Source organism: Micromonospora sp. LH3U1 (assembly GCF_028475105.1).
Lineage (GTDB): Bacteria > Actinomycetota > Actinomycetes > Mycobacteriales > Micromonosporaceae > Micromonospora.
In genome coordinates, this window is sequence record NZ_CP116936.1 from 4065464 (window position 1) to 4086161 (window position 20698).

General features: G+C 71.7%; 23 protein-coding genes. 12 read left to right on the forward strand and 11 right to left on the reverse strand.

Translation table 11 applies throughout. From position 1 onward, the window contains the following. Positions 1-46: 46 nt before the first annotated feature. The gene (locus tag PCA76_RS18675; protein WP_272611720.1) at positions 47-1177 is read left to right on the forward strand and encodes a sensor histidine kinase; all 1131 of its coding nucleotides are present in this window, start codon (positions 47-49) and stop codon (positions 1175-1177) included. Further along, positions 1174-1836: a response regulator gene (locus PCA76_RS18680; protein WP_272611721.1), complete on the forward strand. Its 663-nt coding sequence runs from the start codon at positions 1174-1176 to the stop codon at positions 1834-1836. Before PCA76_RS18675 ends, PCA76_RS18680 begins: the two co-directional genes overlap by 4 nt. Here PCA76_RS18680 and PCA76_RS18685 read toward each other — a convergent pair. Next, entirely contained in the window at positions 1817-2416 is a 600-nt protein-coding gene (locus PCA76_RS18685; protein WP_272611722.1) for a helix-turn-helix domain-containing protein, read from the reverse strand. The two genes, PCA76_RS18680 and PCA76_RS18685, sit on opposite strands and share 20 nt — an antisense overlap. A 75-nt stretch (positions 2417-2491) precedes the next feature. Between PCA76_RS18685 and PCA76_RS18690 the strand changes: the two genes are divergently transcribed. Then, positions 2492-4066: a bifunctional NAD(P)/FAD-dependent oxidoreductase/class I SAM-dependent methyltransferase gene (locus PCA76_RS18690; RefSeq protein WP_272611723.1), complete on the forward strand. Its 1575-nt coding sequence runs from the start codon at positions 2492-2494 to the stop codon at positions 4064-4066. A gap of 238 nt (positions 4067-4304) precedes the next feature. Next, positions 4305-5939 carry a hypothetical protein gene (locus PCA76_RS18695; protein ID WP_272611724.1) on the forward strand — a complete coding sequence of 545 codons (1635 nt, stop codon included), beginning with the start codon at positions 4305-4307 and terminating at the stop codon, positions 5937-5939. A 151-nt stretch (positions 5940-6090) separates the two neighbouring features. Here PCA76_RS18695 and PCA76_RS18700 read toward each other — a convergent pair whose 3' ends face one another. From PCA76_RS18700 to PCA76_RS18715, 4 genes are read right to left on the reverse strand one after another with little or no spacing between them, the layout of a single operon-like run. Next, the gene (locus PCA76_RS18700; protein ID WP_272611725.1) at positions 6091-6858 is read right to left on the reverse strand and encodes a nucleotidyltransferase domain-containing protein; all 768 of its coding nucleotides are present in this window, start codon (positions 6856-6858) and stop codon (positions 6091-6093) included. 36 nt (positions 6859-6894) lie between these two features. Beyond that, the gene (locus PCA76_RS18705; RefSeq protein WP_272611726.1) at positions 6895-7233 is read right to left on the reverse strand and encodes a hypothetical protein; all 339 of its coding nucleotides are present in this window, start codon (positions 7231-7233) and stop codon (positions 6895-6897) included. After that, a complete protein-coding gene (locus PCA76_RS18710) occupies positions 7185-8234 on the reverse strand; it encodes a hypothetical protein (protein ID WP_272611727.1) in 1050 nt (349 codons plus the stop codon). Before PCA76_RS18710 ends, PCA76_RS18705 begins: the two co-directional genes overlap by 49 nt. 5 nt (positions 8235-8239) lie before the next feature. Next, positions 8240-8716 (reverse strand): hypothetical protein, encoded by a 477-nt coding sequence (locus PCA76_RS18715; protein ID WP_272611728.1) that lies wholly within the window; start codon positions 8714-8716, stop codon positions 8240-8242. 103 nt (positions 8717-8819) lie between these two features. On the opposite strand from PCA76_RS18715, the gene PCA76_RS18720 reads away from it, so the two are divergent. Then, entirely contained in the window at positions 8820-9692 is an 873-nt protein-coding gene (locus tag PCA76_RS18720) for a copper resistance CopC family protein (RefSeq protein WP_272611729.1), read from the forward strand. 245 nt (positions 9693-9937) lie between these two features. Then, the gene (locus PCA76_RS18725; RefSeq protein ID WP_272611730.1) at positions 9938-12343 is read left to right on the forward strand and encodes a ricin-type beta-trefoil lectin domain protein; all 2406 of its coding nucleotides are present in this window, start codon (positions 9938-9940) and stop codon (positions 12341-12343) included. An 86-nt stretch (positions 12344-12429) separates the two neighbouring features. Here PCA76_RS18725 and PCA76_RS18730 read toward each other — a convergent pair whose 3' ends face one another. Further along, positions 12430-12816 (reverse strand): DUF2267 domain-containing protein, encoded by a 387-nt coding sequence (locus PCA76_RS18730; protein ID WP_272611731.1) that lies wholly within the window; start codon positions 12814-12816, stop codon positions 12430-12432. A gap of 179 nt (positions 12817-12995) precedes the next feature. Here PCA76_RS18730 and PCA76_RS18735 point away from each other — a divergent pair, with 179 nt between their 5' ends. Then, the gene (locus tag PCA76_RS18735; protein ID WP_272611732.1) at positions 12996-13328 is read left to right on the forward strand and encodes a nuclear transport factor 2 family protein; all 333 of its coding nucleotides are present in this window, start codon (positions 12996-12998) and stop codon (positions 13326-13328) included. Between the two features lie 175 nt (positions 13329-13503). Continuing rightward, entirely contained in the window at positions 13504-13881 is a 378-nt protein-coding gene (locus PCA76_RS18740) for a nuclear transport factor 2 family protein (protein WP_272611733.1), read from the forward strand. On the opposite strand, the gene PCA76_RS18745 is transcribed toward PCA76_RS18740, so the two are convergent. The 3 genes from PCA76_RS18745 to PCA76_RS18755 all read right to left on the reverse strand — a co-directional run bounded on the left by PCA76_RS18745 (position 13868) and on the right by PCA76_RS18755 (position 15338). Next, a complete protein-coding gene (locus PCA76_RS18745; protein WP_272611735.1) occupies positions 13868-14077 on the reverse strand; it encodes a hypothetical protein in 210 nt (69 codons plus the stop codon). The two genes, PCA76_RS18740 and PCA76_RS18745, sit on opposite strands and share 14 nt — an antisense overlap. After that, the gene (locus tag PCA76_RS18750; RefSeq protein WP_272611736.1) at positions 14074-14772 is read right to left on the reverse strand and encodes a nucleotidyltransferase domain-containing protein; all 699 of its coding nucleotides are present in this window, start codon (positions 14770-14772) and stop codon (positions 14074-14076) included. Before PCA76_RS18750 ends, PCA76_RS18745 begins: the two co-directional genes overlap by 4 nt. Positions 14773-14867: 95 nt before the next feature. Then, positions 14868-15338 carry a molybdenum cofactor biosysynthesis protein gene (locus PCA76_RS18755; RefSeq protein WP_272611738.1) on the reverse strand — a complete coding sequence of 157 codons (471 nt, stop codon included), beginning with the start codon at positions 15336-15338 and terminating at the stop codon, positions 14868-14870. 261 nt (positions 15339-15599) lie between these two features. Here PCA76_RS18755 and PCA76_RS18760 point away from each other — a divergent pair, with 261 nt between their 5' ends. Beyond that, entirely contained in the window at positions 15600-16004 is a 405-nt protein-coding gene (locus tag PCA76_RS18760) for a hypothetical protein (RefSeq protein WP_272611739.1), read from the forward strand. 49 nt (positions 16005-16053) lie between these two features. Here the strand turns inward: PCA76_RS18760 and PCA76_RS18765 are convergent, their stop codons facing one another. Both PCA76_RS18765 and PCA76_RS18770 read right to left on the reverse strand, forming a co-directional pair. Then, the gene (locus PCA76_RS18765; protein ID WP_272611740.1) at positions 16054-16602 is read right to left on the reverse strand and encodes a DUF1062 domain-containing protein; all 549 of its coding nucleotides are present in this window, start codon (positions 16600-16602) and stop codon (positions 16054-16056) included. A gap of 213 nt (positions 16603-16815) precedes the next feature. Continuing rightward, positions 16816-17988 carry an LLM class flavin-dependent oxidoreductase gene (locus PCA76_RS18770; protein ID WP_272611741.1) on the reverse strand — a complete coding sequence of 391 codons (1173 nt, stop codon included), beginning with the start codon at positions 17986-17988 and terminating at the stop codon, positions 16816-16818. Between the two features lie 189 nt (positions 17989-18177). On the opposite strand from PCA76_RS18770, the gene PCA76_RS18775 reads away from it, so the two are divergent. From PCA76_RS18775 to PCA76_RS18785, 3 genes are read left to right on the forward strand one after another with little or no spacing between them, the layout of a single operon-like run. Then, positions 18178-19155 carry an aliphatic sulfonate ABC transporter substrate-binding protein gene (locus tag PCA76_RS18775; RefSeq protein ID WP_272611742.1) on the forward strand — a complete coding sequence of 326 codons (978 nt, stop codon included), beginning with the start codon at positions 18178-18180 and terminating at the stop codon, positions 19153-19155. Then, on the forward strand, positions 19152-19985 hold the full coding sequence (locus tag PCA76_RS18780) for an ABC transporter permease (protein WP_272611743.1): 834 nt from the start codon (positions 19152-19154) through the stop codon (positions 19983-19985). The genes PCA76_RS18775 and PCA76_RS18780 overlap by 4 nt, the downstream gene beginning before the upstream one ends. Continuing rightward, positions 19958-20689 carry an ABC transporter ATP-binding protein gene (locus tag PCA76_RS18785; protein WP_272611744.1) on the forward strand — a complete coding sequence of 244 codons (732 nt, stop codon included), beginning with the start codon at positions 19958-19960 and terminating at the stop codon, positions 20687-20689. The genes PCA76_RS18780 and PCA76_RS18785 overlap by 28 nt, the downstream gene beginning before the upstream one ends. The last annotated feature ends 9 nt before the right edge of the window (positions 20690-20698 follow it).

Consider the following 20698-nt stretch of genomic DNA (forward strand, 5'->3'; position numbering starts at 1 on the left):
CAGGCGGTGGATGCTCCCTGATGGCGGCCCGTTCTACAGTGCGACCATGCGTCGCGACCTGCCGTACGCCCTCAGCGGCCTCGCCCTCGGTGGACTCCTGCTCGGCAACGCCGCGCTCGCGCCGGACGCCGCTCCGGTGCGAGCGGTCGACGTCTTCCTGGTCCTGGCCATGGCGGCGGCCCTGGCGGTATGCCGGCGTCACCCGGCGGTGGCGTTGGCCGTGGTGACCGCCGCCATGCTGGCCCTGCACGTCCGGGTGCACCCCGGGGTGTCCGCGGCGTTCCCCGTCCTCGGCGTGGCGTACGTCGCCGCCTGGCGAGGGCACCGATCGGCCGCCGCCCTGGCCAGTCTGGTCTTCCTCGGCGGCTTCCTGGCCCGCGACATCTCGGTCGCGCCCGCCGACCGGCCCGGCCAGCTGATCGTCGAGCGGACCGCCCTCCTGCTGGGCTGGTTTGTGGCGGCCAACGTCGCCGGGCTCGTCGCCCGGCAGCGTCGGGCGTACCTGGAACAGGTCGAACAACGCGCGATCGAGGCCGAACGCACCCGCGAGGAGATGGCGTTGCGTCGTGCCGGGGAGGAGCGCCTGCGCATCGCCCGGGACCTGCACGACTCGCTGACCCACAGCATCTCCGTGATCAAGGTCCAGGCCGGGATCGCCGTGCACCTGGCCCGCAAGCACGGCGAGGAACCGTCGGCCACGTTGCTGGCGATCCAGGAGGCCAGCGGCGCCGCGATGCGGGAACTGCGCACGACGCTCGACGTTCTCCGCTCCCCCACCGACGGAGACCGCGTCGGACTGGCCCGGGTGGACGAGCTTGCCGAGCGGACCCGGGCGGCCGGCGTACCGGTGCAGGTGACCGTCACCGGTCGGCCCCGGGACCTACCCACCGAGGTCGACCAGGCCGGGTACCGCGTCGTCCAGGAGGCCCTGACCAACGTGGCCCGCCACGCCGGTCCCGCCACCGCGCGGATCCACGTCGAGTACGCCCCGGCGCAGCTGACCGTCTCGGTCGCCGACGACGGCCAGGCGTCGCCGGACCGGACGACGACGCCGGGCGTGGGCCTGCGCGGCATGCGGGAACGGGTGACCGGGCTGGGCGGCACGCTGCGGGCCGCCGCCCGCGACGACCACGGATTCACGGTACGGGCGACGTTCCCGTTGGACGGCCCCGCATGATTCGAGTCCTGCTCGTCGACGACCAGGCTCTGATGCGGGCCGGATTCCGGGCACTACTCGACGCCGAGGACGACCTGGAGGTCGTCGGCGAAGCCACCGACGGCACCTCGGCTGTCCAGCTGTCGCGACGCCTACGCCCGGACGTCGTGCTCATGGACGTCCAGATGCCAGGGCTCGACGGTATTGAAGCCACCCGGCGCATCGCCGCTGATCCCGACCTCGCCGCGGTCCGCGTCCTCATCCTCACCAACTACGGGCTCGACTCCTACGTGTTCGCCGCACTCCGCGCCGGCGCCAGCGGTTTCCTCCTCAAGGACGCCGATCCCGCCGACCTGCTGCAGGCCATTGCCGTCGTGGCTCGCGGCGACGCGCTACTCGCCCCGGCCGTCACACGTACGCTCATCAGCGAGTTCGTGGCCGGCCCCCCGCCGGCCGAGCCGGCGGCCGGACGCGAGGTGCTGACCGCGCGCGAACAGGAGATCGTCGAACTCGTCGCCCGAGGGCTGGGTAACGACGAGATCGCCCTGCGAATGGTGATCAGTCCGTTGACCGCGAAGACACACGTCAACAGGGCGATGGCGAAGCTGCACTGCCGCGACCGCGCCCAACTGGTCGTGTGGGCGTACGAGTCGGGACTGATCACCCCCCGTCGCCGGTGATCACTGGTCTTGTGGCGCGGACGTGTAGCCGTTCCCCCTGCGGGCCGAAGAGGCTGAGGGCCTCAGCGGTTCCGGGGCCGGGGTTGAGGACGAGGTGCGGAATGCGGGTGTCGAACTCGGCCACCTCGCCCGGGTTGAGCGTCAGGTCGCGGTCGCCGAGCAGCAGGCGCAGCCGGCCGGAGAGCACGTAGAGCCACTCGTACCCCTCGTGGGTCTGCGGGGTTCGCTCCCCGGCGGACGGGTCCGGCGGGAAGATCTGTTTGAACGCCTGTAGGCCGCCCGGTCGGCGGCTCAGCGGCAGGAACGTGATGCCGTGGATGACGATCGGTTTGGGGCGTACGCGAGGGTCGCCGGTGGCCGGGGCGTCGACCAGTTCGTCCAGCGCCACCTGGTAGGCCCGGGCCAGTGGGAGCAGCAGCTCCAGGGTGGGCCGGCGGCTGCCGGATTCCAGCCGGGACAGGGTGCTCACCGAGATGCCGGTCAGCTCGGCGAGCTGGGTGAGCGTGGTCCCGCGTTGGTGGCGCAGGGCGCGCAGCCGTGGGCCGACTGCTGCCAGCGCGGCGGTGTCCTCGTTTGCCATAACGGCAAGGATAGTTGCCACTTGGGCGGCGACGACGGATGGTGGGCTCAGCCGACAAGTCAGAGGGAGATTCCGGTGGATGAGACATACGACGTGGTGGTGGTGGGCGGCGGCGCCGCGGGGCTCAGCGGAGCCCTGGCGCTGACCCGGGCCCGCCGGTCGGTGCTGGTGATCGACTCCGGTGAGCCGCGCAACGCTCCGGCCGACCAGGTGCACAACTACCTGGGCCGGGAGGGGACCCCGCCGGGCGAGCTGGTCGCGGTCGGGCGGGCCGAGGTAGCCGGGTACGGCGGGCAGTTCCGCACCGGACGGGTGGACATCGCGACCCGTGACGACCAGGGATTCCAGCTCGCGCTCGACGACGGTAGTGCGGTGCGGGCCCGTCGGCTGCTGGTGACCACCGGGCTGACCGACCAGCTGCCCGACGTGCCCGGTCTGGCACAACGGTGGGGCCGTGACGTGCTGCACTGCCCGTACTGCCACGGCTGGGAGGTCCAGGACCAGCGGATCGGCGTGCTGGCCACCGGGCCGCTGGCCGTACACCAGGCCGAGATGTGGCGACAGTGGAGCTCCCACGTGCTGCTCCTGCTGCACGACGCCCCCGCCCCGGACGAGGAGACCGCCGAACGGCTCGCCGCCAGGGGCATCGCGGTGGTGCCGGGTCCGGTCGCCGAGGTCGAGGTGACCGGGGACGCGCTGACCGGCGTACGACTGGCCGACGGCCGGGTGGTGGCGCTGGACGCGATCGTGGTGGCGACGCGGCTGACGCCGCGTGCCGATCTGCTGGTGGGGCTGGGTCTGGCCCCCGAGGAGGTGATGATGGGTGAGCACGTGATCGGTGCCCAGATCCCGGCCGACCCCACCGGGGCGACGACCGTCCCCGGTGTCTGGGTGGCCGGCAACGTGGCCGACATCCGTGGCCAGGTCATCACGTCCGCCGCGGCTGGCCTCACCGCCGGTGCGGCGATCAACGCCGACCTCATCGCCGAGGACACCCGCGAGGCGGTGACCGCGTACCGGCAGTTGGTGGCCACGACGTTCGAGCAGCCGGCGTGGGAGGAGCGCTACCAGTCCCGGCCCTCGGTGTGGAGCGGCCGACCGAACCCGCAACTGGTCACCGAGGCCGCCGACCTGACCCCCGGGCACGCGCTGGACGTGGGCAGCGGCGAGGGCGCCGACGCGGTGTGGCTGGCCGAGCGCGGCTGGCGGGTGACGGCGGCGGACATCTCCAGCACCGCGCTGGACCGGGCCGCCGCCCACGCCGACACCGCCGGGGTCGGCGACCGCATCGAATTCACACACGCCGACCTGCGCGACAAGCCACCCGCCGAGGAGGCGTACGACCTGGTGTCCGCGCAGTTCATGCACCTGCCCCCGGTGCAGCGGCGGGAGTTGTTCGCCCGGCTGGCCGCGGCGGTGGCGCCGGGCGGCACCCTGCTGATCGTCGGGCACCACCCGTCGGATCTGTGGACGTCGGCGCACCGGCTGCACATGCCGGACATGATGTACACCGCCGAGGACGTCGCTGCCGCTCTGGACCCGGCCCGCTGGGAGGTGCTGGCCGCCGAGGCCCGCCCCCGTCCCGCCACCGACCCGGAGGGCCAGGACATCACGCTGCACGACGCGGTCCTCGTAGCTCGCCGCCGTTAGTCAGCGACCCGCGTCGATCATGGAGTTGTGGTGGGTGACGAAGGTGGCGGATCACCACCTTCCCGGCACCACGCGTCCATGATCGACGCGGGAACGGGGTGCCAGGGCGGGGCGGGATGCGAGGTGGTGGGGCGGGACTTCGCAAGAGGTCGGCTCGGCGGTAGCGTTGCGCCACACTGACGGCCCGCGCGGGCGGTCGACCGTTGGCCCTACCGCCCAATCGTACGGAGGATGGTGCATGTCCATCGGCGCTGAGCCGCACGCAGTACGCGACGATGCGGCCTCGCGGCCGAGCTTCGAGCTCGCCCTGCGTGGCTACGACAAACGTCAGGTGGACCGGCACCTGGAGCAGCTCGACGGTCAGATCACGATGCTGAGCGGAGAGCACGGGCGCTCCGCCGTCCGGGTCCGTGAGCTGACGGCCGAGGTGCAGCGGCTGCGTGCCGAACTGGCCGAACTCCAGGAGCAACCAGTGCAGGTGGACCGCGCCTCGTTTCACGATCTGGGCCCGATGGTCGGTGAGATCATGGCGCTCGCCGAGAAGCAGGCCAACATGATCACCGAGTCGGCCACCGACCGGGCGAACGAGCTGCGCAGCGAGTCGGAGCGGATCATCGCCGACACCCGTGAACGGGCCGCGCAGGCACGCCAGGACCTGTCGGAGGAACTGGCGGCCCGACGAGCCGAGCAGGAGCAGGCGCACGAGGAGCGGCGCACCCACGCCGAGGCCGAGCTGACCGCCATTCGCGAGCACGCCGAGCAGTTGCGCGCCGACGGTGAGGCCGCGCACGAGCGCGCCCAGCACGAGGCGAAGCGGATCACCGAGCAGAGCGGGCAGCAGCTCAACCAGACCCGGGTCGCCGCCGACGCGCTGATGAAGTCGGCCCGCACCCAGATCCAGCAGGAGCTCCAGTCGGCCCGCGCCAAGAACCAGCAGGAGATGGCCCAGTGGCAGGCCAACGTGGAGCGGGAGGTCAACGAGCGGCGGGCTGCCGCCGAGCAGGAGATCGCCGAGCAGCAGGCCGCCGCTGAGCAGGAGCTGGACGAGCAGCGCAGCACGACCGAGCAGCAGATCGCCGCACTGCTGGCCGAGGCGCAGCAGCACGTGACCGAGCTGCGCAACCGCGCCGACGAGCAGGCCGCCAGCCACCAGGAGCAGCTGACCGTCCTGCAGCAGGAGCTTGAGGAGCGCCGGCAGGAGGCCGCCCAGCTGAACGCCGAGCTGGACACTGCCCGCCAGCAGCTCGCCGAGGTCCGCCAGGAGGGCGAGACGCTGGAGGACGAGCTGTCGCGGATGCAGCAGCGGCTCAGCGAGGTCCGCCGGGACCTCACCGCCGAGAATGCCCGGCTCGACGAGGCCCGACGGGCCGGGGACTCCGCCGAGCGGCACGCCAAGGAGGTCCGCGCCCGGGTGCAGCGGGAGGCGAAGCGGGTGGCCGACCTCGCCTCCGCCGCGGTCATGGCCGCGGCAGCCGGCGGTACGGAGACCGCCGAGTACCCGATGGTGGGTGCCCGTTCCAGCGCCGATCGACCCGCTCCCGACCGGTACCCCGCCGAGCGGACCGGTGGTACGCGGACCGAGGTCGACCGACCCGCCGACGACCAGTCCGCTGCCGACCAGCCCAGCGCTGGCCAGCCCGCTGCCGACCAGTCCGGTGGCGAGCGGACCGGTGGTGACCAGTCCGGTGGTGAGCGCTCCAGCGAACCGACCACCCTGGACGAGCCGGTGGTCGCGTCTACCGACCGGACGGCCGCCCCGGACGTGCCGGCCGTTGAGGTCGAGCGAATCTTCACCCGACCTGACGCCCCGACGCCCGTGCCGTTCCTGGCCTTCGGGCAGCCGGTCAGCGAGAACGGCGCCGGCCGGCACTGACCTCAGCAGCGGTTGACCCGGGTCCGGGGCGAATCCACACGGGCCCGGGACGACCGCCGGGTGGTCCCGCGCCGACGCCGCCCCCCTTGCTGAGATACGCGCGGCAGCGAAGCTGGCCGTCATGGAGTGGATCGTCCACCCGCCCGGCTGCCTACGCGGCGATCTCGTCGCGTACCCGCTGCTGGAAGGCGCGGGCCTGCGCTCCGGTGGGCGGCGGCCCACCGTGCCGGGCGTCGACCGCGCGGTGGATCACCTCAGCCGGGTCACCGGTGTCGATCAGCCGCTGACCAGCCGCCACCTTCGCAAGCCACATGCCGTCGCGGTGCCGCACCAGCGATCGGCAGGCGCCGAGCACCGCGTCCTCCGTGCCGGGCGCGGGCTGGTCGTCCGGCGGTGTCGGCAGGGCCAGCCACCAGGACAGCGCCTCGATGAGCAGGCGGCGCAGGTCCGCCGGGGTGAGGTCGGCGAAGACCTCTCCGGCCGGCGGTCCGAGCAGCGGCAGCCCACTCTGGTGCAGGATGCTGCGATCCAGCCCGTACCAGAAGCGGCCGTCGGCGGCCGGCCGGTCGGCGGGGTCGAGGGTGCACCGGAACGGCATGCCGGACCCGGTGTTGAGTTCGACCTCGAAGCCAGGCTCCGGTGTTCCGGAGGCGGCCACCGCCCGGCTGTAGGCCACCAGCTCCAGCCCTCGCGCCGGGCAGGGCAGCACCTCGTGACGCAGGCACGCCACCAACGCCTGTTTGGCGGCCTCGGTGAGCGGCCCGGCGCAGAGCAGCGCCACGTCGACGTCGCTGCGGCCGGCCTGGTACGCGCCGAGCCCCACGGAACCGGCCGCGTACGCGCCGACCAGGTCGGCCCCGAGCACGTCCCGGGCGGCGGTGACCAGGTCGTCGAGGTAGCGCTGAAGATCGGAGTCCACGGGCCATCATGACTCAGGGGTCGGAACCGGGCTGGACTACCCCGCGTAGAGCAGCAGCAGACCGGCGACGGTATACGCGACCATCAGCGCCAGCAGCGGTAGCTGACCAGCGACCGCCCGGGCCCGGGGAAACAGGTACAGGGCGCGGTCGTGGGCGAGCAGCGTGCCGAGCAGGTGTCCGAGGATGATGACGGTGATCTGGAGGCTGGCCACCCCGGAGGGCGTGACCAGCCCGGTGTGCGGCTCCCAGCCGGCGGTGCCGAGCCAGTTGGCGCCGGTGCCCAGGGGGTCGGAGAGCAGCGCGATGGTGCGCTGGCCTTCCAGGATCAGCAGTGAGTAGTAGTGCGCCACCACGTAGCCCACCGCGATCGGCACGATCGAGTGGGCGATCTCGCCCGGCACTCCTCGGGCGTCGGCCGGGTCGGCGCGGCCGATGCGCGCCGCGCCCCGGTGGCGGCGAGGTACGCCACCGCGACGGCGGCGACGACGAGGATCAGCCCGGCGCTGCCGGTGACCGCCGGATGCAGGCCGTTCTCCTGGCTGAAGCGCAGCCAGCCCGGCGCGTTGGAAAGGCTGTCGTACATGGTCGAGCCGAGCAGCACGATCACCACGGCGACCAGCCCGGGGCGGGGCCGCAGCCCGGCGATCCCGTCGAGCGGGTTGCGCCACACCAGCACGCCGTCCGTGGCCCGGCCGATCGGGGCGAGCTGACCGATCAGGGCGCTGTACGCCTCGAACGGGTCGGCGCGGTCGAACCAGCCGGCGCCGAACAACGCCGCCCCGGCCAGCATGACCACCGCGTACGCGGCGAGCCAGGCGGTGATGACGGGCAGGGTGGCCCGTTCGGGTGCGACCAGTTCCAGCCAGACGAACCCGAACAGGGTGGCGGCGGCCGGCCACATTCCCACGCCGGCCGGCAGCTCACGGACCCCATGGTCCGGGTCGCGCCGCGCTGTCAGCGCCGCGAGCAGGTGCACCGTCCGTAGCGGGTTGACCGCCCGCCAGACCGGGCCTAGCAGCAGCGACAGCGGTGCCAGCCCGACCCAGAGCAGCACGTAGAGCGCGCCGGCCGTCGGGTTGTCCGCAGTGTCCGGCCCACCCAGCAGGCCGAGGCAGAACCAGGCGGCGGCGAGCAGACCGAAGCCGCGCAGCACCCACCGACAGGTGGGTGCGTCGACGAGTCGGGCGAGCCATTGCGGCACGGGGCGGCCACCGGTCGCGTCCCGGTCGAGTCGGGGTTCGCGCCAGAGCAGACCGAGCGCGAGGAACGTGACGACGAGGGTCAGCGCGGCGGCGATGACGAGTTGCGGCAGCGTGATCGGCAGGTCCTGCCGGCCGCCGACGCCGTGTGCCAGCAGCGTGGGAGCGGCCGTCATGTCGCTCAGCGGACGACGAGCTGGAACAACACCAGCTCGGTTTCGTGCGTCTCGACCTCGAACAGCCCGGTCTTGTCGGCCCGGAACTCCACCGAGCCAGGCGTGCCGGCCGGAAGTCGAGCGCCCAGGTCGTACCCGTGTACGTGCAGTTCGTCGGACACGTCCGAGGTAACCGTGATCCGGACCAGTTGCCCCTTACTCACGGTGACCCGTCCGGTCGGCGGATCGACCCGCCGCTTCGCGATCGTCACGATGATTTCCTTGTCCACGGCCGGGGTGCTGGCGGTGGCGCTGGGTGTCGAGCTGGTTGTCGGAGTCGACGCGGTGGCGGTGGCGCTCGGCGGCGCGGCGGACGTCGGCGTCGTCGAGGGGCTGGCCACGGAGGGGTCGTCGTCCTGCCCGCAACCCGTGACGAGCAGGGCGGCGAGGACGCTGGCGGCGAGGGCGGCGGAGGTGCGGAGGGCGGGGGTACGGACGAACACGGGCGGACTCCGAACGACGCGAGGGGGACGGGTGTCGAGTTGATCGTCGGGGAGGAGAACTCTACGTCTTGTTCGGCGGCGGGGAAATGACCATGATGAACGGATGCAATCGAGGCTGGTCACTGCGCGTAACGTCCTGAGCCGCACCATGGCGGCACTGGCCGCGACGCTGGTGGTGTCGCTGTTGCTGCCCGTCGCTCCGGCGTCCGCGCACGGGCAGTTGGCGACGTCCACCCCGTTGACCGGCACCGTGGTTCGCGAGCCTCTGACGCAGGTGGGGTTGTACTTCACCGAGAAGCCGGCCTCGAACGCCCACTTCACCATCACCGGGCCGAACGGGTCGCGAGTGGACAGCGGCTGGTCGTACGGCGAGCCGAAGCGGCTGGACAAGCCGGTCCAGGAGTACTTCATGGTCAACGGCGTGTTCGAGCCGCGGCTGTACCACACTGGCTTCCCGGCCATGGTGACCGTCGCGCACTGGCCGGCGAAGGGCCGCTACACCGCCACCTACCTCTCCGCGGCCTCCGATGGTGAAGCGGTGCGAGGCAACGTCACCTTCGATTACCAGGGGCCGAGCACGGCCGCGCCGGCCGGTTGGTCGGCGCCGACAACGGGGCCGGATGCGGCACTGCTCGCCCAGGTCGAGGGCACGGCGTCGGCGAGCCCGGGCGCGGCTGCCAGCCCGGCGGGCGTTACCGACGCCCCGGCGAACGATCCAGCCGGTGCCACGGAGAAGAAGCAGGGTGGTGGGTTCCCGGCCTGGTTGGTGCCGCTCCTGCTCGTCGTCGTGGTCGCCGCGATCGTGCTGGTGGCGGCTCGCCGTCGACCCGCCGCGCGCGGAGCCTCCGCCCCGGGCCGCCGGCCCTCCGGCTCAGGCTCGGCAGGCAAGGCCGGTTCCCCGGCCCGCAAGTCCGCCAGCCCCACCCGTAAACCCGGCAATCGCGCCGGTGGTCCGGCCCGGCGCGGACGGCGATAGGTCCGCCGAAGCCGGCATTTTCCGCGTACCACCACGAACTTTCGCACGAACATCGGGAACTTTTGATGTATCGACGCGAAGCCATGGACAGTCCAATCGAAACACCCTAATGTCTCGACCCATCAACCCGGTGTTTCCGCAACGTCACTCGTCGGCGTCGAGGACGTTTCGGACCCGGGCCGGCGGCCACCCCCACCCCTGCTCCGCGCCGGCCGTCGGACACTCCGCTCCCTTCTGGAGGAACGATGGGCACACGCCTGCAACGCCGACTCCGCAGTCCAATCCTGGGTGCGCTGGCACTCGTCCTCACCGCCGGATTCTGGACCGCCCCGGCCACCGCCGCTCCCGCACAGGAACCGGGCGTCACGCTGCGCGTCTTCGACGTGCAGGTGCCGCTCTCCGAGATCTGCACACTCAAGCCCGCGCAGACCCCGAACGTGGACAAGCTGATGTCGACGATCAACTGGACGTCGACCGCCGACTTCGGCTTCGACAACTACTTCGTCTCGCAGGTGCTCGGCAACATCACCACCACCCAGGCCGGCAGCTACACCTTCCGGCTCAGCAGCGACGACGGATCCAAGCTGTCGATCGACAACGCCGTGGTGATCAACCACGACGGTCTGCACGGTGCGACCCCGCCCAAGGAGGGCACCGTCACCCTCACCGCCGGCCTGCATGCGCTGCGCATCGATCACTTCGAGCGCGACGGCGGGCAGCAGATCACCCTCGAATGGAAGACGCCCGGCTCGTCGTCCTTCGTGGTCGTACCGAACTCGGCACTGAGCACCGACGCCGGCGTGGTCCGGGTGACCGCACCCGGCCGCAAGGAGTGCGAAGGGATCGCCGACTCACCCGGCGACGGCCTACCGCTGACCACCGTGCACCCCGGCTACACGCTGACCAACCTGCGGCCCACCGGCTTCCAGCCGAAGGTCACCGGCATGGACTGGCTGGCCGACGGCCGCCTGGTCATCTGCACCTGGGGCGGCAGCGACCAGTCCGGCACCTCCCAGGACGGCGAGGTCTGGATCCTCGGCAACACCGGCGGGTCGACAAGTCCGGGAAACGTCACCACCAAGAAGATCGCCGGCGGCCTGAAGGAGCCGATGGGGCTGAAGGTCGTCGACGGGGTGGTCTACGTCTCGGAGAAGCAGCGGCTGACCCGGCTGGTGAACACCGGCGGCGACGAGGTGGCCGAGCGCCTGGACACCGTCGCCACCTGGCCGTACGGCGGCAACTTCCACGAGTTCGCGTTCGGCCTGCTCTACCAGGACGGGTTCTTCTACGTGAACCTGTCGGTGTCGATCAACTCCGGCGGCGCCACCACCAACCCGCAGCCCGCCGCCAACCGGGGCAGCACCCTCAAGATCAACAAGGACACCGGCGCGGTCAGCTACGTCGCTGGCGGCCTGCGTACCCCGCACGGCATCGGCTGGGGCCCCGAGGGCGGCATCTTCGTCACCGACAACCAGGGCGGCTGGCTGCCCTCGTCGAAGCTCGTGCACATCAAGCAGGGCCGGTTCTTCAACCACTACACGAACCCGGCCGGCCCGTTCGACGCCAACCCGGTCACCCCACCGGTGCTCTGGATGCCACAGAACGAGATCGCCAACTCGCCCAGCACCCCGCTGTACCTGACCAGCGGCCGATACGCCGGCCAGTTCGTCATCGGTGACGTGACGTACGGCGGCCTCCAACGGGCGAATGTGGAGAAGGTCAACGGCGAGTACCAGGGCGCCCTGTTCCGGCTCACCCAGGGCCTGGAGGCGGGCGTCTCCGAGGTCAACATCGGCCCGGACGGCGCGATCTACGTCGGCGGGCTCGGCGCGGGCGGCAACTGGGGCCAGACCGGCAAGCTGTCGTACGGCCTGCAGAAGCTCACCCCGAACAGCACCACCGCGTTCGAGATGCTCGCCATGCGGGCCACCACGGCCGGGTTCGAGGTGGAGTACACCCAGCCGGTCTCGACGGAAACCGCCGCCAACCTGGCCGCGCACTACAAGGTCAAGCAGTGGCGGTACCAGGCGACGGCCAGCTACGGCGGCCCGAAGATCGACGAGGAGACGCTGACCGTCACCTCGGCCACCCTCTCGGCGGACGGGAAGAAGGTCACCCTCGCGGTGGCCGGTCGCAAGGCCGGGCGGGTCGTCCACCTGCGCTCCCCTCGCCCGTTCACCTCCACCAGCGGCCAGTCACTGTGGAGCACCGAGGCGTGGTACACGCTCAACTCGATCCCGGGTAGCCCTCCCCCGCCGACCAGCGGGACCATCACCGGGGTGGGCGGCAAGTGCCTGGACGTCGACAACGCCGGCACCGCCGACGGCACGAAGATCCAGCTCTGGACCTGCAACGGCACCGGCGCGCAGTCGTGGACCCGGGTCGGCGAGACGTACCGGGTGCTGGGCAAGTGCCTGGACGTGGACAACGGCGGCACCGCCAACGGCACGAAGGTTCAGCTCTGGACCTGCAACGGCACCGGCGCGCAGGTCTGGCAGCCGCAGACCGACGGGTCGATCCGTAATCCGCAGTCCGGCAAGGTCCTGGAAGCCGCCGGCGGTGGCACCGCCGACGGCACACAGATCCAGCTCGGCACGTACGCGGGCGGCACCCACCAGAAGTGGGTGGTCAGTAGCGGGGTAACCGGCTGACGTTGCACGAGGGCGTGGTCTGACCGCTGGTCAGGCCACGCCCCGGCACGACAGGTCGTGGAAAGACAGATCGGTGAAGACGCCGGTCAGGGGCCGTGCGGCAGCGGTTGTGCCAGCGCCCGCAGGTCCGCCGGGAGTTGGGCCAGCGCGTCCTCGAACTCCCGATGCCCGACCACCCGGTGCATCGTCTGGAGGACGGCCCGGGTGCCCCGCTCGGCGGCGGTGCGGTCGATCCCGGCGCGGTCGGCCACCCGGCGCAGGAACTCGTCGTAGCCGAACGCTTCCGGCGGCTCCGCGGCCTTGACCAGCAGCGGGCCCAGCTCGTCGGCCAGGTGGGGGGCCAACGCGCCCGCCTCACCGCCGCTGAGCCGCTCGGTGAGGGTCCGCAGAACGGCCTCGGTCAGTGGGCGCGCCTGCTCCGGCGGCACGCCCGCCCGTGCCGCAACCTTGTCGACGAACGTCAGCTCGGCCATGCCCCCGCCCTTCGTTCCGGAAACGCGTGGCTACCCGGGCCCACCGGCAGCAAACCCGGCAGCCGGAGCGGGATGGGTCTGTTGGTTGCTCCGCGCGGTGGCGTCCCGTTCTCGTACGGTGAGGTCGGACCGGGAACCCGGCGGCTGCCCGACGGCGGCCCGCGCCGCAGGAGGAGCAGATGGCGGTCGACCTGCCCGACGTGATCGACCGGTACTTCCGGGCCAGCAACGACCGGGATCTGGATGCCTTCGTCGCCTGTTTCGCGGACACCGCGAGCGTTGCCGACGAGGCCCGGCTGTACGACGGACGGGCCTCGATCCGCGCCTGGCGGCAGAAGACGATGGATGCCTACGCGTACACCGCCGAGCCGGTCCGTGTCACACCGCAGGCGGGCGACTCGTACCTGGTCCTCACCCGGGTGTCCGGTGACTTTCCCGGCAGTCCGATCGAGCTGCGGTACCGGTTCACGCTGCGCGACGACGTGATCGGCGCCCTGGACATCCGCCCGTAGCAGCGGTTGACCCACCGAAGCGGAGGCGACCTCGTGCCACGAGTCTGGCTCATCACCGGATGTTCCCGCGGCCTCGGCCGAGCCCTCGCCGCGTCGGACGCGCGCTGGCGGGAGCTGAGCGAGTCCATTACCTTCGACGCAGCTCCCTGACCCCCCGGAAACGGAGGACGGCACGATGCCGGACAGCGCACGCGAGGCAGAGCTGCTGGATGCCGAGCGCACTCTGCAGGCGGCCCAGCGGGCCGGCGACGTCGCCGCCCTCGACCAACTGCTCATCGACCAGCTGATCGCCATCGGCCCGGACGGCCGTGTGCAAACCAAGCAGGAGGACCTGGCCGCGCACCGGGACCGCCGCTCCGTGGTGGAGGAACTGGTCGAGGAGGAGCTGGACCTGCTCGTCGTCGGGTCCACCGGGGTGACCTTCTTCCTGGGCCGGGTGGCCGGCGTGTTCGAGGGGGCCGCGTTCGCGGCGCGCCTGCGCTACACCCGGACCTGGGTCCACGACGACTCGCACGGCTGGCGGGTCCTGGCCGCGCACATCAGCCCGGCCTGACCGCCGTCTCCGCCAGCCTGGCCGCCACCACCAGGTCGTTGAGCTGAGCCGACCCGGCGGGTTGCTCGGGCAGCCGGGTGTCCTGTTGCGCCTGATCGAGCCGTACCGCCAACACGGCGAGGTCACGGTCGAGGACCGAGCCGGCGACGAGGTCGTCGATGCCGGCCGGCAGGCCCGCAGCCTCCCAGGCCGTCACGCCGAACACCGCACGGAACGGTCCCGGACCGAGAACAACCACTGCTCGACCCTCTGCTCGTCGGGCCGGTCGGGCAACGGGCTGGTGGCGAGGTCCGCCGTCATCCGGCTCACCAGCCGGTCCCGCCAGGCGACGATCTCGTCCCAGGGCACCGCACCGGCCTTGACCGCCAGCAGACGGTCCCGATCGGCGCCCACGTCCAGCACCAGGCGACCGGTGCGGACCAGGTCACCCCCGGCGGTCAGCAGCCGGACCAGGTGCATCACGTGCCGCCACACCGGAACGCCGGAACGAGCGATCCCGCGCTCGGCCTTGCCGAACTGGGCAGTGGCGTACCGCAGGTAGGTGTCGGCCACCCGCCGGGACAGGAAGGCCGGCGCGAGCGCCCGAAGCTCCGCACCCAGTGGGGTGCACGTCTCGACCAGCGGCGAGTGCAGCACTTCCAGGACCGTGGGGTTCGCCGCCAGCCCCAGCACGCAGACCCGCTCCACCTCCCACCGCATCTGCTCTGGGAGCGGCCCCTCGTGATGCCACGCGGGTTTCCGCAGCCCCCAGAACGCCGAGGCCGGCAGGGCGTACACCCCACGTCGGTCGGTGTCCGAGGCTGCACCGGACAACCCGAACGCGCGGGAGCCCACGACCACCTGCAGGATCGTCCGGTCGTCGACCAGCTGATCCGTCAGCGCATGCTCCATTGCCGCCTCCCCCGAGCGCTGCGTTGGCCGCCCCGACCCTGGCGGTGTCCGGTGCACACCATGCCTGTTCCGGGGGCCAACGTCGAGCCCTTTCCTCAGCTCACGACGGCATCGACCGGGCCGACGCGCAGGGTGCCGTCGTTGAGTGGCGTGCAGCGGATACCACCCGTGGTGCGCAGCGCCTTCCACGCCCCCGGGCCGACGGTGACGTCCATCCAGGCGCAGGGCCGGGCCGCCCGGTTGACCCGCAGACTGACCGGGCCGTCTCCGGTGTCCAGGATCAGCACTCTGCCGATCAACTCGTCCACGGCGATGCCGGTGGTGAGGATGTTGCGTCGGACCTGCGCCAAGCCGACGCCGACCGGCAGCGACTCCTGCGCGATGACCGTGACGCTGGCGTCGCGGTGCGCCTGCTGGCCGAAGTACCGGTCGCCGACGATGCCGAGGCCGGCCCGGATCTGGACCACGTCGACCAACTCGCCGGGCAGGGCCGGCGCCGGGCCGTCGGCGGGCCGGCCCTGGAAGCGGTGTACGGGCGAGGCCAGCAACTCGACGATATCCGGCATAGCAGGCATTCTACGAACCGGACAGGGTCCTCCGGGGCAGCGGGCCGAGCTGACGGCTTTCCAGGATCACGGCGGACGGGCCGCGGCCCGCGCGATGGGCAACCGGCGGTGTCCGGTCGGATGCGGACCGCACCGCCCACTACTGAGCAGACCGTAGAGGATCTCACCGGCCGGGACAACAGTCGATCCGGGAGCGCGGCGGCCCGCGTCTGGGTACCGGTGCTCATTCCGCTTCCGCGCGACCCGGGGCATGATCACCGGATGACGGCGACGAGGGGTACGCGCTCACTGCTCGGTGTTCTGTTCCTGGCGGCGGCCACGGTCGGGGTGTGGCTGCTCTGGTTGGGCCGGGACACGCAGTACACGGTGGATGCCCAGACTGGCGCGACCAGCGGGCCGTACGAGCCGTGGCAGGTGATCGGCTGCGTGCTGACGCTCGTGCTGCTGGCCGCGCTCGCCGGCACGCGACTCAGCCCGTGGCTGGTGGCGCCGGTGATGACGGTGGCCTTCACAACCGCCTGGTCCTGGCAGGCGGCGTCCAGTGACGACAGCGGGCTGTGGGCCGTCGGGGCGGTCCTGGTGCTGCTCGGGATGGCGGCCGGCAGCACGGTGGTGTGCCTCGCGGCGCGGCGGCTCAGCCGTCGCCCGACCGGCCGCCCCAGCTAGGGCCTGTCCGGCCGATCAGGCCGGACAGGCCCGTGGTCCCGAAGAGGGCTCAGCGCTTGAGCGTGAAGGTGAAGTCGCCGGAGAGCTTGCCGCTCAACCGGACTGCCGAAACGAGTCTCCCCTCCGTGATCAGTCTGTCCACCTCGGCCCGCGAAAGACCGCACCCTTCAGCGATCAGTCGCACCGGCCGGACCGGGATCCGCGCCGCAAAGCGGACCGAGACGTCGATTGTCTCGCTCGCCAGGTGATCCGTTTCTCCGGTATCGAGGCGCCAGGAATTGCGCCAGTCGAGGGAAAAGCGATTACGGCGTTGCACGACTGGATCCTGGAGCAGTGCGGCTGTCAGGCCAGGATCGTTGTCGTGCAGTCGGTCGAGCAGCTCAGGTCGTATGGAGCGCACGGTCATCCGCTCCAGGATCGTGAGCTTTGCGGTTTCCCCGCAAGCGGTACAGAGCGCGAGGAGCCAGGCGTCGATGAGCTTGTGGTTTGCGTTGACACGGAATTTGCCGCTTGCCCTTAAACGCTCGGATGGGCACGCGTGGCAACGGCGGCGAACGAGCGGCAGGCAGGTGGGCGCGACCGCCCAAATTATGAGCACAGAAGTACACCGGTTTCAGTGAGAAGTCCGCAGCAAAAAAGAGCGCGGCGCACATGCGCGACGCGCGACAAATCAGCGCTCGGGAGGTCTCACAGGGTGTACAACGGGACGCCCTTGACTAGACGACGTGGTTCGGCGGCACGGTAGCGGCGCACCACGGCGCGGCGCCACCGGTTTTGATCGCCGTACCGCCAGGTTCCATCGTCCGCGCGGTCAGCGGGCGGCGGGCACCGGTGCCGGCGACCCGGCGAAGGGGACGTCGACGGGTGCCGCCGCGCTCTCCTCACCGTCGGGGTGCCGCCACAGCCCGCGGTCGCGCAGGATCGGCAGCACGCCCTCACCGAACCAGTACGCCTCCTCCAGGTGCGGATAGCCGGAGAGGATGAACTCGTCGATGCCGAGCGCGTGGTATTCAGCGATCCGGTCGGCGACCTCGGTGTGGCTGCCCACGAGCGCGGTGCCGGCCCCGCCGCGGACCAGCCCGACCCCGGCCCACAGGTTGGGTGCGACCTCCAGGCCGTCGCGGGAGCCGCCGTGCAGGTCGAGCATCCGCCGCTGCCCCTCGGACTCGCTGCGGCGCAGCCCGTCCTGTACCGCCCGGATGTCGGCCTCGGAGATCCCGTCGAGCAGGCGCTGGGCCTGCACCCAGGCCTGCTCGGCGGTGTCCCGGACGATGACGTGCAGCCGGATACCGAAGCGCAGCTCGCGCCCGGCGTCGGCAGCCAGCGCCCGGACCCGCTCCAGTTTGGCGGCGACCAGGGCCGGCGGCTCGCCCCAGGTGAGGTAGACGTCGCTGTGCCGCACCGCCACCGGTAGGGCGGCGGCCGAGGAGCCACCGAAGTAGACCGGCGGGACCGGGTCGGGCAGGCGGTGCAGCCGCGCCTGCTCGACGCGTACGTGGGTGCCGGCGTGGTCGACCGTCTCGCCGCGCCACAACGCGCGCACCACGTGCAGGAACTCGTCGCACCGCGCGTACCGGGCGTCCTTGTCCAGGAAGTCGCCGTAGGCCCGCTGTTCCTGCGACTCACCGCCGGTGACCACGTTGAGCAGCAGTCGGCCCCGGGACAGTCGTTGGAAGGTCGAGGCCATCTGGGCGGCCAGCGTGGGGGCCAACAGCCCGGGCCGGAAGGCGACGAGGAACTTGAGGCGCTCGGTCACCTCGGTGAGCATCGCCGTGCTCAGCCAGGCGTCCTCGCACCAGGCCCCGGTCGGGGTGAGCGCGCCGACGAAGCCGAGTTGCTCCGCCGTGCGGGCGATCTGCCCCAGGTACGCCACGCTGGCCGGACGGGCACGCCCGGCGGTACCGGCCGGGACGCCGTGTCCACCACCGACGATGTCTCGGCTGTCGCCGTTGGTGGGCAGGAACCAGTGGAAGGTGAGGGTCATCTCGGCTCTTTCCTCGAGTGCGCGGCGGGTGCGGGGACGGGTGCGCGCGCGGCGAGCGGGCACCTCCTGAGGGGTGGGACGATCCCGCCGACAGCCTACCCATAAAACCTATCGGGTTAGTAGGCTACCGCCCACGGCGCCGGCACCCGTCGATGCGTCCGGACCTTCATGCCCAGCCAAGGAGCCGCCATGCGCAACCCGTCGACGAGCCGCCCCCCGCATCGCCGCCTACTGACGGCCGTGCTCGCCACCGTGGCACTGCTCGCCACGGCCGGAGTGAGCGCGTGCGGTGGGTCCGCCGATGCCGCCGGCGACGCGAAGACCCTCCGGATCGGCTACCAGCGCTTCGGCGGCCTGAGCCTGGTCAAGGCACGCGGCGCGACACCGGGCGTCGAGTGGTCGCTGTTCGAGAGCGGTCCGGCGCTCACCGAGGCACTCAAGGCAGGGTCCATCGACATCGGCCAGGTCGGCGAAGCGCCACCCGTCTTCGCCGCGGCCGGGAAGATCCCGTTCTCCATCATCGGGACCTCGGAGCCGATCCCGCAGGGTGAGGCCGTGCTGGTCAAGGCCGACCGCGGCTACCGCAGCTTCGCCGACCTCAAGGGCAAGACGGTCGCCCTCAACAAGGGCTCCAATGTGCACTGGCTGCTGGTCCGGCTGCTCGAAGCGAACCAGATGACCTTGAAAGACATCCAGGTCAAGTACCTCAAGCCCGCGGAGGGGCGGCCCGCGTTCGACAGCGGGCAGGTCGACGCCTGGGTGATCTGGGACCCGTACTTCGCGCTGGCCGAACAGCCGGGGGTCCAGGTGCTGGCCGACGCAACCGGTCTGGCCAGCAACCGTGAGTACGTCCTGGCCGCCCCCAACGCGGTCACCCAGCGGTCGGACGAGATCCGGGCGTTCCTGCAGCGGTACCGCGAGGTGACCGACTGGGGCATTGCCCACCCCGAGGACCGGGCCAGCACGCTCGCCCCGGAGCTGAAGATCGCCCAGGACGTCACCAGTCGCGCCCTGGCCCGCAGCGCCAAGCCCCTCGCCCCGGTAACCCCCGCCATCGGCGACGAACTCCAGGCGATCACCGACAGCTTCATCGCCCTGGAACTCATTCCGGGTCCGGTCGACATCCGTTCCCGAATCGACGACCGGTTCAGTGCGGTCTTCCAGTGAGCCGTACGACGCTCACCGAGGCACCCGCCGAGGTCTCGGCCCCCACGCCGGTCGCACGCCGACCCCAGCGGACGGCGAGGCGGTGGCGACGGTTGGTCAGCCCGATCGTGTTGGTGCTGGGCTGGGAACTGGCCGCCCGGACCGGGCTGCTGGCACCGGAGAAGCTGCCCGCGCCCAGCGACGTGCTCGCCGCAGGCTGGCGACTGGCCCGTGACGGGACGCTCGCCATCCATCTGCTGGACTCCCTCACCCGCGCCGGGGCCGGGCTGTTGATCGGCGGTCTCCTGGCGCTGATCCTGGGCACGGTGGCGGGGCTCCTCCGGCTCGGCGACGACCTGGTCGACCCCCCGGTGCAGATGGCCCGGATGCTGCCGCACCTGGGCCTGGTCCCGTTGCTGATCATCTGGGTCGGCATCGGCGAATCGCTCAAGATCAGCCTGGTGGCCCTGGGCGCGTTCTTCCCCATCTACTTCAACACCTACGCCGGCATCCGGGACATCGACGAGCGGTTGGTGGAAGCGGCCCGCACCTGCGGGCTGGGGCAGGCGGCCCGACTGCGGCACGTGGTGCTGCCCGGCGCACTGCCGTCCCTCTTCCTCGGCCTGCGACTGGCGATCGGCGCGGCCTGGCTCAGCCTGGTCGTCGGCGAGCAGGTCAACGCCCAGACCGGGATCGGCTTTCTGATGATGGAGGCGCGGGAGTTCAGCCAGACCGACGTGGTGGTGCTCGGCCTGCTCGTCTACGCGCTGCTCGGGCTGATATCCGACCTTGCGCTGCGCGTCCTGGAGAGGAGGATGTTGACATGGCGTCGCGGACTGCGGGCCACCTGATCGGCGCGACGCCGGTGTTGACCGCCCACGCGGTGCACCGGGCGTTCGGGCCGACTGTTGTGCTGGCCGGGGTCGACCTGACCATCGCGCGGGGCGAAGTGGTGGCCCTGCTCGGCGGCAGCGGATCCGGCAAGAGCACGCTGCTGCGGATCCTCGCCGGGCTGGATGGTGACGCCAGCGGTGAGATCGTCGTGCACGGCACCGCCGCCGTGGTCTTCCAGGAGCATCGGTTGCTTCCCTGGAAGCGGGTGGCGCCCAACGTCGGGCTCGGGCTGTCCGGAGCGGACACCTCCGGGCGGATCCAGCGCGCGCTGGCCGAGGTCGGTCTCGCCGAACGGCACCGAGCCTGGCCGGCCGAGCTGTCCGGCGGGCAGGCGCAACGGGTGGCTGTCGCGCGGGCCCTGGTCCGTGAGCCGGACCTGCTGCTGCTCGACGAGCCGTTCGGCGCCCTGGACGCGCTGACCCGACTACGGATGCAGGTCCTGCTGCGCCGACTACGCGCCGAGCACGGCTTCGCCGCCCTGCTGGTCACCCACGACGTGGAGGAGGCGCTGCTGCTCGCCGACCGGATCCTGCTCCTCGACGCGGGCCGCATCGCCGCGGACCTGCCCGTCGACCTGTCCCCCACCCGTACGTCGGACGACCCGGCGTTCGGTGCGCTGCGCCGGCACCTCCTGGACCGACTCGGCGTTCCCACCACCTGACGAGCGGAG

Bases quoted from the DNA above. Each gene is read 5' to 3' on its own strand.
- PCA76_RS18675 (WP_272611720.1), top strand. From the start codon at position 47: ATGCGTCGCGACCTGCCGTACGCCCTCAGCGGCCTCGCCCTCGGTGGA.
- PCA76_RS18680 (WP_272611721.1), top strand. From the start codon at position 1,174: ATGATTCGAGTCCTGCTCGTCGACGACCAGGCTCTGATGCGGGCCGGA.
- PCA76_RS18685 (WP_272611722.1), bottom strand. From the start codon at position 2,416: ATGGCAAACGAGGACACCGCCGCGCTGGCAGCAGTCGGCCCACGGCTG.
- PCA76_RS18695 (WP_272611724.1), top strand. From the start codon at position 4,305: ATGTCCATCGGCGCTGAGCCGCACGCAGTACGCGACGATGCGGCCTCG.
- PCA76_RS18710 (WP_272611727.1), bottom strand. From the start codon at position 8,234: ATGACGGCCGCTCCCACGCTGCTGGCACACGGCGTCGGCGGCCGGCAG.
- PCA76_RS18720 (WP_272611729.1), top strand. From the start codon at position 8,820: ATGCAATCGAGGCTGGTCACTGCGCGTAACGTCCTGAGCCGCACCATG.
- PCA76_RS18725 (WP_272611730.1), top strand. From the start codon at position 9,938: ATGGGCACACGCCTGCAACGCCGACTCCGCAGTCCAATCCTGGGTGCG.
- PCA76_RS18730 (WP_272611731.1), bottom strand. From the start codon at position 12,816: ATGGCCGAGCTGACGTTCGTCGACAAGGTTGCGGCACGGGCGGGCGTG.
- PCA76_RS18735 (WP_272611732.1), top strand. From the start codon at position 12,996: ATGGCGGTCGACCTGCCCGACGTGATCGACCGGTACTTCCGGGCCAGC.
- PCA76_RS18740 (WP_272611733.1), top strand. From the start codon at position 13,504: ATGCCGGACAGCGCACGCGAGGCAGAGCTGCTGGATGCCGAGCGCACT.
- PCA76_RS18750 (WP_272611736.1), bottom strand. From the start codon at position 14,772: ATGGAGCATGCGCTGACGGATCAGCTGGTCGACGACCGGACGATCCTG.
- PCA76_RS18755 (WP_272611738.1), bottom strand. From the start codon at position 15,338: ATGCCGGATATCGTCGAGTTGCTGGCCTCGCCCGTACACCGCTTCCAG.
- PCA76_RS18760 (WP_272611739.1), top strand. From the start codon at position 15,600: ATGACGGCGACGAGGGGTACGCGCTCACTGCTCGGTGTTCTGTTCCTG.
- PCA76_RS18770 (WP_272611741.1), bottom strand. From the start codon at position 17,988: ATGACCCTCACCTTCCACTGGTTCCTGCCCACCAACGGCGACAGCCGA.
- PCA76_RS18775 (WP_272611742.1), top strand. From the start codon at position 18,178: ATGCGCAACCCGTCGACGAGCCGCCCCCCGCATCGCCGCCTACTGACG.
- PCA76_RS18785 (WP_272611744.1), top strand. From the start codon at position 19,958: ATGGCGTCGCGGACTGCGGGCCACCTGATCGGCGCGACGCCGGTGTTG.